Origin of the sequence: Mesobacillus foraminis, assembly GCF_004340465.1 — a bacterium.
Lineage (GTDB): Bacteria > Bacillota > Bacilli > Bacillales > Cytobacillaceae > Mesobacillus_B > Mesobacillus_B foraminis.
Map to the genome: position 1 here is coordinate 394,931 of NZ_SLVV01000002.1, position 12,846 is coordinate 407,776.

Here is a 12,846-nt window from a genome sequence, read left to right on the forward strand (position 1 = left end):
CAGGTGATTGCCGGGAGGTTTCTGCGATTACAATCAAATTGATAAAAAGCTAAACCTGCTTTTTAATCAGGCCCTCAAATTTCTTAGACGTTCTGATTTCCACCGTCAATGTTCCATTCCCAACAATCGCTTTTACCAAAAATGGAGCGCCAGACTTGTTCTGGAACCGGAAATCTTTGCCTCCATACGACACGGTCGCATCCCTTCCTTTAGGCACATAGCCTACCGTAACGGAATGGTGATGTTTTTCAACATAATCCACGCCTAACTGATCGACTGCATTAAACAATGTAGAGGATGTCTGGCAGATTCCTCCTCCAATTCCCATTACCAGCTTTCCATTTATCGCTTCTTCGGCAGGCTGGTACCCGTGGGCCTCATCGCTTGGACCGACGGTTGTATTAAACGAAAAATAATCGTCAATGCCTACAATTACATTATTGATGGCTTTGGCCGAAAGCTCTATATTCTTGGTTCTGCCAGCAACACCCGCGTTGAAATAGGTTTTATAGGAAGCCACTACCACTTCGTTCAAGTGTTCCGCATCTTCGGCTTTGTACCCGCTCGCGCTGACATACAAAGGCAGACTGACTTCTCCGCCTTTTGCTGATGCTTCCATTACCTTTTCGACGAGTTCTTCCTCCTCCAAAATCACTCGTGGAGTCCCCTTAACAACCTGGCCGTTGCCATCAATACGGTCAGGAGTGTTCCTCTTATCATAGCCAGGTTTTTCATCCGTCCCCCTTGCCAGTTCGTGAGCCCACTTTTCAATTTCTTCTTTGTATTTTTTGTTGTCTTTTCCATATCCCATTTTCAATGGCTCAAAGGTTTTAATAACATTGCCTTTATCAGGGTCTTTTATATTCACCACAATTGGCTTTTCTTCAGCTTTTTGTTTGGCAGGTTCCTTAGCTGTTTTCTCTTTATTTTCCTGTTTCACCTCTGTTTTAGGGTCCTTATTCTCTGTCTTCCCCTCTGTCGCTGTTTGCTCCGCACATCCCGATAATCCGATTAGACTACACATCAACAATAACGATACTCCCCTGGTAAGCTTCAACATTCCCCTGCAACCCGGCTTTCTGTTTAATTTTTGGCTGGACTGTTATGGATTTCACACAGCCTTGCCGTAAAAAGAACGATTTACATTTACCTACTATATTCCGTTCTTTATTAAGGTATTCCTGCAAAAAGAATGTGATTCTTTCCCAGAAACAGGAAAGTATTTTTTCACCCTTATAGCCCCGCCAGCAAAATAATTCACCTTGAACAACGGAAAATTTCAGAGTATCCCCTCTTGCGCGGCAACAACAAAAAAGTGCCCCCAATTGAAATGGGGACACTTGACTGGAATGCTAGACTCCCCGTTTGTTTCCCCACACTAGCGCATGGAGCTGGGGCAGAACTTTTACTTCCTTAAGCTCTGGGTCTGCAATCACTTTTTCTATTAAGCTTTCATATTGTGCCAGCAGGCAGGATACAAGCTCGCTGCGGTCCATCGTAACGGTATCTTCATTGCCAACCTGCATGAAAAACGGCAAATGAGGGTATCTCTTATGAATATTCCGGGCATACTCAAAATCATCATCATTGAAGATAACCACTTTAATACTCACATTACCTTTGAAGCTGGGGGTACTAAGCCTTTCAATAATGCCATCAAGAGCTTCATAGTTAGTGATCATTCCAGAGCTCGGAGGCTTCGGGGAAATGGTCAATTCATCAATCTCCATCATCCAGTCCTGCCACTTGGAGCCCTGGGTTTCAAGGCAAAGCTTAATTCCATTTCCCTTTAATAATTCAACAAGTCCGTCCATGTTCTTCAAGAGAGCCGGATTTCCGCCTGAGATGGTGACATGGGAGAACCCTACTCCACCTAGCTCCTGAAGCTGTTTCCATATTTCTTCTGGCTCCATCTGCCTGATCAAGTGTTTACCGGATCCATCCCATGTAAAGGCTGAATCGCACCATGAACACGAGTAATCACAGCCAGCCGTCCGGACAAACATCGTTTTCTGGCCGATGACCATCCCTTCGCCCTGAATCGTCGGGCCAAAAATTTCCATAACAGGGATCTTACTCAACTTCCATCCACTCCCGTCTTGCTTCTGCATAGCTTGTAGGAGTTTCATAGAGACGGACAAACTCGACTCTTGCCCCATCATATTTTTGCCTACGGTCTCCGCTTCGGAGAGCCTCAGCCATTTTTTCATAAATCCAGACCACCATATTTTCTGCCGTCGTATTCATTGGAGGCAAGGTTTCGTTTAAATATCGATGGTCCAGGTAAATCTCTATTTCTGATTTCCAGATTTCTTTAATTTCACCAAAGTCAATCATGAGCCCCCGGTCATCAACAAACCCACTCAGTCCGAATATGACCCGGTAGGTGTGGCCGTGCAGATTTTTGCATTTCCCTTCGTAGGCATGAAGATGATGGGCCGAATCAAAAGTGAATTCCTTGCTGACGAGGACCCGTTTATGATGATACTTCAGCTGGTCTCTTTGAATGTCTTCATCGATTTTCTGGAGCTTTTCCACGATCCTGAATCCATACATGAAATTACAGCCCCTCTTTCATTTTCAAGTATTCATCCAGCCCATTTTTCCTCAGGCGGCAAGCAGGACATTCTCCGCACCCATCCGAGACAATTCCGTTATAACAGGTCAGGGTTTTTTCCCTGACGAACTCAAAAGCCCCCAGGTCATCCGCAAGCTTCCAGGTCTCAGCCTTATTTAGCCACATCAATGGGGTATGAATCACAAAATTGTCATCCATGGATAGATTTAAGGTGACATTCAAGGATTTAATAAATATATCCCTGCAGTCCGGATAGCCGCTGAAATCTGTCTCACACACTCCTGTTACGATATGCCTTGCCCCTATCTGCCTGGCAAGAATGCCTGCAAAGGACATAAATAATAAATTGCGGCCTGGAACAAAAGTCGAAGGAAGATCTCCGTTTTCCCCATCCTTCACTTCAATATCATCACGTGTCAATGCATTTGGGGCCAGCTGGTTAAGCAGGCTCATATCAAGAATATGATGCTGAATTCCCAGTTCCCCCGTAATGGCCTTTGCACAATCGATTTCCTGCTGATGCCGCTGATTATAATCAAAAGTGACTGCAACCACTTCCGAGAATTGTTCCATTGCCCAAAACAGGCATGTTGTACTGTCCTGGCCGCCGCTGAATACGACCACTGCTTTTTCCTTTTTCATGTAAAAATGCTCCTTTTCAATGAAAAAACAGCACTACTAAAGAAAAGCAGCACTGTTTTCCCTAGTTTTTTCGAGAGGGTAGCTAGAACCTCCTGCGATATAGAAACCTACTCGCTTTAATTTTCGATATTTATTTTATCATATTTTTTATCCTGGCATAGCTTTTTCTTTTTTACGCTTTACATTGTTTGTTCTTTTTCAAAGACCTGCCTGCTGAAATGCCTGTCTACCAGGTAGCCGAATGTTGATGCCAGAACCTGCTGAAAAAGCATTCCAATCACAACAGGGACTGCAACCGGCGCAGGAAAATACGATACAGCCAGTACAGCACCAGCACTGATATTCCTCATCCCCCCGGTGAAAGTTAAGGAAACGACTGTATCCCTTTCGCCTTTAAACAACTTCCCGATAAAAAAGGAAAATAGATATCCCGTAAATGCAATCAAGAAAACTGTGATGGCGATCTGCACCAATTTCAGGTCGACATCGCTTAAAAATGGAGCTACAGCTGCAGCATTGATCATGACTACAATACTTAGCCCCAGCTTGGAAAATGGGGCGAGTGCCGGGCTAAGCTTTTCCTTGGCTTTTCCCTTCGTCCATTGGTTCAGCAGCATGCCCAATATGGACGGAAGGACTACCATTCCGAACAGCCCGCTCATAATGCTGTAAACATCCATTTCCACTCTTCCGCTGACAAGCAGGGATAGGGTAAGCGGCACGATAAAAGGCGACAGAAAGGTATCCAGCAGAATGATTGACAGGGTTAAAGCAATATTTCCACGATAGATGGTCACCCACAGCAAGCTGGATATTCCCGTTGGAATGGCCATTGCCAGCACAATCCCTGTAATCGTATAAGCATCCCCTTCAAACACGATATGACCGATTCCCCATGCCCATGCAGGCATTAGAATATGCAGGATCATCAAAACGAGAAATAAAGGCAATGGGTGCTGCAAGGTGTTCTTCAAGGCCCGGAAATTAGAGCCGAGGCTTCCTGCAAACGTCATAAACGCAAAGATCCATGGTATTAAACTCGTAAAATCTATTAAATAAGCTGAAAGCATCACACCCAGGACCACACTCACCGGAGTGATAATCGGCATGATTTTTTCCATTTGTTTATTGATCCTGCCCAGCATCTTTTTCGATCACTCCTGTACTTCCTTGAAAAGTTGAATACTAAAAAAACACGCCAGCCCCCTTGAGCTGGCGCAAACTCTTCTATTAATATACACTACAAGGCCATCGAATGTATAGGGAGTTGTCCCCGCACTCCCTGATCATGGGAGCTTTTGGTGCGGAATTTTACTGAAGCATTTGCTTCCGCTGGTCCTCCTCCATCAGGAAGTTGATGAAGTGGCTCATCGCCTTTGACTCAGGCTGTTCCCTGATAAGACTAATGTACTCTTTTTTGTGATAATCAGTCGCTATTTCACTCTTGTTAATCCGTTCAATGATATAGAGGGAGCTCAGCTTCTGCAATTCCTTCTGCTGCAGCTTCACTTCTTTAAATAATGCAAAGCCGAGAGCACCGATGACGGCAAAGATTAAAACCGCAGGAATGCTTTCACGGGTTACCTGTCCGAAGAATAAAAGGTAACCAAGATTCATAATCGAAATCCCCATCAGCGGCATTGTCCAGAATGCATATTTTGATATTTTCTTCATCAATGGAGAAAGTATTTTTTGTAATTGTTCTATTTCTCTTTTAATATTAGAAGGCATTTGATTCATAAAAAGGTTCATAGTCCTCGGTCCTTTCAAATTGATTTTATTCGTTTAGCTTAGGATATAAAGCTGGACTGCTTAGCCTGGCGATGCAGGAAATCCAGTGTGATCCTGTTAAAGACTTTAGGCTGATCAACATTGCAAACATGCCCGCTGTCAGGAATCACCGCCAGGTAAGCGTTATTGCTTCTTTTAACTGACTCCTCCACAGGCAGAAGGAACATATAGTCCTCCTTGCCCATAATGTAGATGGTTGGCACTTCAACCGGACTCTGTTCAAACTGCAGGAGAAGCGGGGCCACGTCATTTGTAAGCTTGAACCAGCGGATAAACTCCTTTTGACAGAGCTTTTTTGCCTGTTCAACAAATAATAGGCGTGAGCTTTCATGACGCTTTTTTGGCATCAGACACCAGGCAAACAATTTATAAAGCCACATATAGGGAACTGCTTTTTTGCACATATTCCCGAGGAACATAAGTGTTTTGATACGTGTATTCAAACGGAGAACCGCTCCGCCTAACACCATGGACTTTACTCTTTCTGGTTCCATTTCAGCTATGTTCCTGATTAAAATTGTTCCTAAGGAGATTCCGATAAAGTGAGCGGTTTTTATTTTTAAATGATCGAGCACCTCAATTACATCCCGGCTGACCTCATCAAACGTGTATGGCTGCTTCGGTTTTGGAAGATCTTTGGATTTACCGTGCCCCCTTAAATCCAGCAGCAAGAGATTAAACTGACTCTTGTAATCCTTTATCTGCCTGTACCAGATCGAGGAGCTTCCTCCAGCCCCATGGATCAGCACCACCCATTCATGAGAAGGACTTAATTCGTAAGTTTTAAAGTAGAGCATGGCTGTCCTCCCTATTCCTATGTTCCGGTCGCAGCCAATGAAAAAGACTTCCGCCGGTAGTGGCAGAAGTCTAAATGTCTTGTCCTATAAACAAAAAGACCTCTACCAATATTGACAATTGATAAAGGTCTTGCTAACAACATCAGTTGCCAGCAAAGCCGAGAGCCTGATGCTCCGTAATGACGACCTTGCTGTAAAAGCTACTCCCCTTTAGGAGTATTAAGTTATATCTATATTATATAGAAGACTAGTAATTCCGTCAATATGAGCATAAACAATCAAAGTGGAGATATGTACTCTCCACCCTTAGTTTCCGAATACAAAGGAACGCAAATCGATTTTACGTGCCCGCCCACCTGGTGCCCTGACATTCATCCTTATAGATGAGGCCTGGCACCTTTTCGTGATACTCAATTAATTATGCATCAGCATGGTGACACTTACTTTTACATCAAGGCGCTGCTTCCCGCCTCGGTAGACTCCCTGCAAAGGGCTGACGTCTGAGTAATCCCGTCCAGTCCCGATGCGGATATGGTTTTCAAGCGCCTCCACATTGTTTGTTGGATCAAGCCCGATCCACCCAATTCCCGGGGCCATGACTTCAACCCAGGCGTGTGTGGCTGAATCTCCTACCAAAGCTGAATTCTCTCCGACATAAAGATAGCCGCTCACATATCTTGCAGGAATTCCCCTCGCTCGAAGGATGCTCAGCATTACATGCGTATAATCCTGACAAACTCCTTTTTTCAATGAAAAAGCCACAGTTGCATTGGTGTTTACATTGGTCGATAGGGTATCGTATGTGAATACTTCGTGAAGGTACCGCATCAATTCCAGAGAAAACTGCACTGGATCCTCAATATCTCCAATATTGGTGACAGCTTCCTCGATTTGATCCTTTTCCAGATATGTATAAAAGGTATCGTGAAGAAAGTACAAATAATGGTCATGGAAGAGCTGTGAATGAAAGATGGATTTCATCTCCGGAGAATAATCAATTCGCCGAATAAACGGGGCTCTTTGAATACTGACAATGGAAGTCGTTTTTACTTCGAGAAAATTATGCTTTTGAGGGATAAAAAAGGTTTCGACGTTATTCCCCCAAATATCAATATGCTCCTTTGTCATTGATGCTGGAGTGATTTGATTTTGATAAGACAGCAGCCTTTGGCATTCATCTGTCCGGGGCTTTAACCGGATCGTATTCATGCTTTGGTCCACATAGTTATCATAATAAAAAGTATTCGTATGAACAATTTCATATTTCAAGATCCATTCCACTCCCTAGGAACTGCTCGTCACTGTTCTGCAAAGTGACAGGTTAAACGACAGCTTTTATCCCTTCATTGTACAGAATCAGCTTCTATTAAGTAATAGGTTTCAGAGAAGATTTGGCTAAATTCGCTGCACCTTCCCAATGTTAGATTTACGAAGGACTCTATTTCTTCAAAGGTCATTTCTTCAATCCTTGTTTCATCAAAATCCGTTCTTAATTTATCCAGTGCTGCGTACATCTTCCATGAATAATGAGACACTCTCTCGCTTTCCAATTCCATGATTGCTTTCCTGACATGTGACATGCAATAGCGAATGGAACGGGGAAAGCTCTTGTCCGACAGTAAAAATTGCAGAATGAGTTTAGGATTCATAAGAGGACGGAATTTTTTCGAATAATCCTCGTACCCGTTTACCAGCTGGAGGGCGGACCGCCAATAATACTCAGTAAGGCCGCTTTCCTGAAAAGGCTTTGACCGCTCGACGCTCACTTTTAGAATAATGGCTGTTTTTTCTGCCCTTTCCAGCCATTTGCCGATTTTCATGAATTGATAGGGCAGGTCTCGGGACATCGCAGAGTCGATGATTCCTGTTGAAGTCATAGACGTGATTTTGATTTGCTTAAGGAAGGAATGGATTTCTTTCAGCGAGCAATCCTTCTTATTTACATTCGTTAGCGAAGCCAGATAAAAATCATTCCAAACCTCCCACAAATCATTAGGGATAATATTCCTTGTCGTTTTGGCATTTTCTCTGACGTGAAGAAGCGTATTGGATAATGAGTTTGGGTTTTCTTTAGAGAATGCCAGGTAGTGAATCAGGTTCTGTACAGTTATTTCCCCATACATCCTTTCATACTCCATTTTAGAAGAACAAATTTCAAGAATCGTTTCCCAATCTCCATGAGTGATCCGGTCCTGCTCCGATACTTCAAGCATCCTGATCAGCTGAACGCCAAGAATATGGGCGTTATTTTCAGTCCGTTCACAATTTCTGGCCATCCAGTACAGTGAATCAGCTACTCTGCTAAGCATGCTGTGTCTCCTCCTTCAATACCCAAGTGTCTTTTCCTCCGCCGCCCTGCGAAGAGTTGACGACAAGGGAGCCTTCTTTTAAAGCAACACGGGAAAGTCCTCCCGGCAGGACGTTCACCTTTTCCCCTTTCATGACAAAAACACGTAAATCAATATGGCAAGGATAAAATCTTCCCTGCTGATAAACAGGTGCCCGCGAAAGCTTGATTGTCGGCTGTGCAATGTACTGATGAGGTGATTCCATTATTTTTTTCCCGAATAATTCAAGCTGCTCTTCAGATGCGTGCGGCCCAATCAGCATGTCATAGCCTCCAGAAGCCCCAACATTCTTTACGACTAACTGATCCAATCTTTCAAGTACCCATTCCCGCTGGTCCGGGTCACTTAAAATGAACGTTTCGACATTCGGGATGATGGGATCCTCATTCAAATAATAGCGAATCATATCCGGTACATAGGCATACATCGCTTTATCATCTGCCACTCCATTCCCGACACCGTTTAAAATGGAAACATTCCCTTCTTTATAGGCCTCAATCAGCCCGGGCACTCCCAATAGAGAATCCTTGCGGAAGGCTTCTGGATCAAGGAAATCATCATCGATTCTTCGGTAAATGATATCCACTCGTTTAAGTCCTCGTATCGTCTTCATATAAACAACATGGTCTTTAACCAGCAGGTCCCGGCCTTCAACGAGGGCAATATTTAATTGCTGTGCTAAAAATACATGGTCATAATAAGCCGAATTGTACATCCCCGCTGTTAACAGCACGGCACGGGGCTCCAAGTATTCAGGCAGGTTTAATGGCCTATGGGACAGCAAAGCTGACTCAAGATGAGTGACCTGGGTTTCCAGGGTATAAAGCGAATGTTCCGAAAAGAATTCCGGATACACTTGGCGCATGACAAACCGGTTTTGGTACACATAGGAAAGGCCGGACGGGTTTCGCAGGTTATCCTCAAGAACACGGTACACACCATGCTCATCTCTGATTAAATCAATCCCTGCCAGGAAGATATGGTTTTTTAACGGAATTTCCACCCCGGCAACCTGTTTAAAGTAATATGGGTTCTGTTCAATCAGCACTCTTGGGATGACACCGTCCTTGACAATCAGCTGGTCCTTATAAATATCCTCCAAATAGAGATTAAGGGCTTCGACACGCTGGATCATGCCTTTTTCAATCATATTCCATTTTTCTGCGGGAATAATGATTGGAACGAAATCAAACGGCATGGTCCGCTCTGTCCCTTCCTCCTCGCCGTAAACTGTAAAAGTGATTCCCTGCCTTAGAAAGCTCAGTTGTGCCGTATCATGCTTTTCCTTGAATTCTTCTTCAGAAACTTCCAGCAGCATGGAATGAAAAGACTTGTAATGGTCTTTAGGCTGGCCATTTGGGTTGAGCATTTCATCAAAATAGGAATTTGTTTCATATGGTTTAAACATGGGAAACCTCCTGAACATTCGAATTTAAGTCTGCTGTAACATGTCCATTTCCTTTTTAATCCTATTAAACGAGTCAGTAAGATGCTGTGTTAACAGGGCCATAAGGCCAGCTGCATTTTTTTCTTCCAATAGTTTAATCATTGAATAATGCTGGGCTTGTCTCTCTTCAAAGGAATCTCCCCCCTCCTGAAACAGATGTATATAGGCAGCCGATGTATCCCATACATTCTTTATAAGCTGCAGGAGCGGAGTTGATTGGGCCTTGCTATAAAGCTCCAGATGGAATTTGCGGTTTAGAAGGTGCCAATCATAAGAAGGAATATTTTCCGCATCCATTTCAAGCAGAATCATTTTTAATCTTTCGATATCCTGCATCTTAAAGTTGTAATAAGCCCATTCCACCGCTAGAGTTTCCAGCTGCTGCCGAATGAAGAAGATTTGCCTCACTTCATCCAGTGAGCGGTTAGGTACAACCACGCTTCTGTCCCTGATTTGCAAAAACCCTTCGGCTTGAAGCCGACGAATAGCCTCCCGAACGGGCATTGTGCTAACGCCGAATTTCTCCGCCAATGTTCTTATGGTGATTTTATGGCCGGGAGGAATTTCCCCTCTGCTGATCATCAATCTGAGCTGTTTGTATACCTCCTTATTTACCGTCGATACTTTGATTGATTGAGTTTTCATCTTTCACCTTCCTCCATGTGATATGTGATATGTGATCACAACAAAAATAATCATCATGCCGCTGCCCTGGGATCGACAGCACAATCGGCAAGGTTCTTTTTTAAAAGCATAAAATAATCTGACATGTCCGTCATCCTTCATGTCATAAAATCTTACATAGTTTCACGAAATGGGTAGGTCAACTGTCTGCTATGGTTACTAGGGGGAATGAATATTTCCGAAAACGCAATTGGAGTTTTTCGCAATATGAGGTTTTTTTGAGCGGACTTGCGCATCAGTTTGGTAACGCAGCAAAAGAGGGTCTGACCCGCGTCAGTTCGGTAACGCAGAAAAGGGGGTCTGACCCGCGTTGGTTTGTTAACGTAACAAAGGATAGCAGGATGGGAGCATAAAAGCGAAGAAGGAAAGCTTCCCGTTCCAAACAGAGGGAGAGAATGTACAGGAACTAGTCAAAATAAGGATATATATATTCGTTTTTTATCATTGGCAATGTTTCTCTTAAATACTTTTTTATTATAAGCAAATGCTAAAAAGGCTTTAAAAAGTTAACCAAAGGATGGTGTTTCATATGCGGAGACAAGGTATGTGGCTTCCTATATTGGCATCAGCGGGTATTGGAGCAGCAGCTTATTACAGTATGACCAAAGGAAAAAATATCGGCCAGGCCATGCAGGCTGTTATGCCATTGGTATCTGGAATAACTGGGTCCGGTTCACGCGGCCGGCAAAACACCCTACATTAATCACGTTACTTTTTAAGGCTTTATGGAGCAGGGAGACTCACACATTTGAGCCCCCTCTCCAGTTGTTAGGAACACCCATTGCTATTTAAATTATAAAAAGGAGAAAAAAACAGTCCCCATTCACACTGGATCAGTTTTCAATCAATGTTCATACAATCAAGCATGTACCATAGGGCGCTTTCTGTTCGGCAGAATTCCGTCTTTAAGTAAACTGAATCAATTTATTCATCCCCTTGTTCTGGGGATGGTCCCGAGAAGAACCTTAGAGAATGAAGATAGCTGGCCCCCCTGCTGTTAAATTATGTTTAAAAAACTGAAGCCGTACACAGAACCAATAGTGAAGATGGCTGTCCAAACTGCCAGGCTAACTGTCATCCAGCTAATCACTTGCAAGCGGGATGAACCAAATGTTAAAGCTAAAACAGCAGCAATATCCGTACCAACAAGGATGGGCGCGAGGAGCGCTAATCCAGGAATACCGTACTTGTCCCAAATCTCCCTGGATTTTTTTCTTTTTTGGTTGGCGCCGTTATCCCTTTGGCTTCTCTCCTTTTCTCTCTCCATCTGTTAAATTGTTTAAAGAAATATCCTAGTAATAAAACCAGCAGGAAGTTTCCGCTGAAGGCTGTAATCGCGACACCAAGCGGAGGGAGTCCCCATGCAACTCCAAGAGGAGCAACTATGGATACATCCATCCAGGGAGCAAATGCAATGACAAAAATGATGATAAATTGCCATATAGCGGATTGATCTTGTGCCCATTCAAACAAGGTTTCACCTCCAATTCATCTTTAAAAATGTCAGTACTGTAACAACATTTCTAATTAGTTCCTCTCTTTTAACCATCTTCTTATTTTTTCTTAGGCTTTATATAACTTTAGTGTATGGTTACTCTCCTGTATATAATATGTCCGCATGGTTAAATTCCGGGTTTGACAAGGTTAAAATTTGTTTAAGAAATAGGATAAAAAAAGATTTATGTAGCAATTTTTTTAGATTAAACTATAAAAAGATCCTGATTTGCCAGGATCTTGGTTAATCTTAGAAATTGTACTGTATTGATTTTAATTAACCTCCCCGCCCAGGCCAAAGTTGCGGGAAGCCAGCACAACTCATACAAACGCCTTGCCTCAAGGATATAGCCGAAAATTTTAGGCTCTGTATGATATAGACTTTTCTTGTATTTCTTGCTTCCTGCTTAAGCACTTACCTGTTCATTAATCATCAATTTCAGCTTCTGCCGGGCTCTGAATATCCTTGTTTTAACGGTTGAGAAATTTAATTCGAGGATATCCGCGATTTCTTGATCATTAAAACCATATCTCATTTTAAGCAACATTACATCATGATAGTTAATGGACAGTTTCCCGATTGCTTCATTTATTTCTGCTGTCAAAAACTCTGCTTCCACTTCTTCCTCAACATTTTGATTTGTTTCCTTCCCTAACCAGTCCAGATGCTCTGTCTCAATTAGCATGCAGGGTTTATTTTTTTCTTTTCTTAGAAAATCTATAGCGGTCCTCCTTGCAATAACAGCAAGCCAGGCTCCCACTTTCTCATTTTCCTTAATGGTATCTGCTTTCTTTATCGCTTTTAAAAAGGTATCTTGCACGATATCCTCGGCATAATATTTGTCTCTTGTCATTGCATATCCGATCTTAAATATCATTGGGTAAAACTTGCGGTATAGCGACGCTAAATCATTCATTGACATCTTATTTTTCTCCTATTCGAAGTGTATCCGTCTCTTAAGCCTTTCAGAGGTTTTGAGCTGGCCCTTATTCGGATGTCTTTAATAATAGAAGAAAAATATGAATTTTTTATGGTTAAAATTCTTAAGAATCTCTTAATATTTT

The 12,846-nt window shown here is 42.8% G+C and carries 13 protein-coding genes and 1 pseudogene; 1 reads left to right on the forward strand and 13 read right to left on the reverse strand.

Annotated elements, in window-relative coordinates; translation table 11 throughout:
- Positions 1–49: 49 nt before the first annotated feature.
- The 11 genes from EV146_RS04330 to EV146_RS04380 all read right to left on the reverse strand — a co-directional run bounded on the left by EV146_RS04330 (position 50) and on the right by EV146_RS04380 (position 10,248).
- Complete coding sequence (locus EV146_RS04330; protein WP_241993801.1) at positions 50–1,024, reverse strand: VanW family protein; 975 nt, start codon at positions 1,022–1,024, stop codon at positions 50–52.
- Positions 1,025–1,352: 328 nt separating this feature from the next.
- Positions 1,353–2,081 (reverse strand): 7-carboxy-7-deazaguanine synthase QueE, encoded by a 729-nt coding sequence (queE, locus tag EV146_RS04335; RefSeq protein ID WP_132002353.1) that lies wholly within the window; start codon positions 2,079–2,081, stop codon positions 1,353–1,355.
- A complete protein-coding gene (gene queD, locus EV146_RS04340; RefSeq protein ID WP_132002356.1) occupies positions 2,074–2,556 on the reverse strand; it encodes a 6-carboxytetrahydropterin synthase QueD in 483 nt (160 codons plus the stop codon). The genes queE and queD overlap by 8 nt, the downstream gene beginning before the upstream one ends.
- Before the next feature lie 4 nt (positions 2,557–2,560).
- On the reverse strand, positions 2,561–3,241 hold the full coding sequence (gene queC, locus EV146_RS04345; RefSeq protein ID WP_309136086.1) for a 7-cyano-7-deazaguanine synthase QueC: 681 nt from the start codon (positions 3,239–3,241) through the stop codon (positions 2,561–2,563).
- A 158-nt stretch (positions 3,242–3,399) separates the two neighbouring features.
- Positions 3,400–4,365, reverse strand: coding sequence for a bile acid:sodium symporter family protein (locus EV146_RS04350; RefSeq protein ID WP_132002362.1), 966 nt, complete (start codon positions 4,363–4,365; stop codon positions 3,400–3,402).
- Positions 4,366–4,531: 166 nt separating this feature from the next.
- On the reverse strand, positions 4,532–4,972 hold the full coding sequence (locus EV146_RS04355; protein WP_132002365.1) for a YwnF family protein: 441 nt from the start codon (positions 4,970–4,972) through the stop codon (positions 4,532–4,534).
- 38 nt (positions 4,973–5,010) lie between these two features.
- Positions 5,011–5,808 carry an alpha/beta fold hydrolase gene (locus EV146_RS04360; RefSeq protein WP_132002368.1) on the reverse strand — a complete coding sequence of 266 codons (798 nt, stop codon included), beginning with the start codon at positions 5,806–5,808 and terminating at the stop codon, positions 5,011–5,013.
- A 414-nt stretch (positions 5,809–6,222) separates the two neighbouring features.
- Positions 6,223–7,077: a transglutaminase family protein gene (locus EV146_RS04365; protein WP_132002371.1), complete on the reverse strand. Its 855-nt coding sequence runs from the start codon at positions 7,075–7,077 to the stop codon at positions 6,223–6,225.
- A gap of 74 nt (positions 7,078–7,151) precedes the next feature.
- Entirely contained in the window at positions 7,152–8,117 is a 966-nt protein-coding gene (locus EV146_RS04370) for an alpha-E domain-containing protein (protein ID WP_132002374.1), read from the reverse strand.
- Positions 8,110–9,564 (reverse strand): circularly permuted type 2 ATP-grasp protein, encoded by a 1,455-nt coding sequence (locus tag EV146_RS04375; RefSeq protein WP_132002377.1) that lies wholly within the window; start codon positions 9,562–9,564, stop codon positions 8,110–8,112. Before EV146_RS04375 ends, EV146_RS04370 begins: the two co-directional genes overlap by 8 nt.
- Positions 9,565–9,588: 24 nt before the next feature.
- Complete coding sequence (locus tag EV146_RS04380) at positions 9,589–10,248, reverse strand: GntR family transcriptional regulator (protein ID WP_132002380.1); 660 nt, start codon at positions 10,246–10,248, stop codon at positions 9,589–9,591.
- 568 nt (positions 10,249–10,816) lie between these two features.
- On the opposite strand from EV146_RS04380, the gene EV146_RS27405 reads away from it, so the two are divergent.
- A complete protein-coding gene (locus EV146_RS27405) occupies positions 10,817–10,990 on the forward strand; it encodes a hypothetical protein (RefSeq protein ID WP_181215820.1) in 174 nt (57 codons plus the stop codon).
- A gap of 294 nt (positions 10,991–11,284) precedes the next feature.
- Here the strand turns inward: EV146_RS27405 and EV146_RS04385 are convergent.
- Both EV146_RS04385 and EV146_RS04390 read right to left on the reverse strand, forming a co-directional pair.
- A pseudogene (locus tag EV146_RS04385) lies at positions 11,285–11,760 on the reverse strand (small multi-drug export protein).
- Positions 11,761–12,188: 428 nt separating this feature from the next.
- Entirely contained in the window at positions 12,189–12,704 is a 516-nt protein-coding gene (locus tag EV146_RS04390) for an RNA polymerase sigma factor (RefSeq protein WP_132002383.1), read from the reverse strand.
- Between the last annotated feature and the right edge of the window lie 142 nt (positions 12,705–12,846).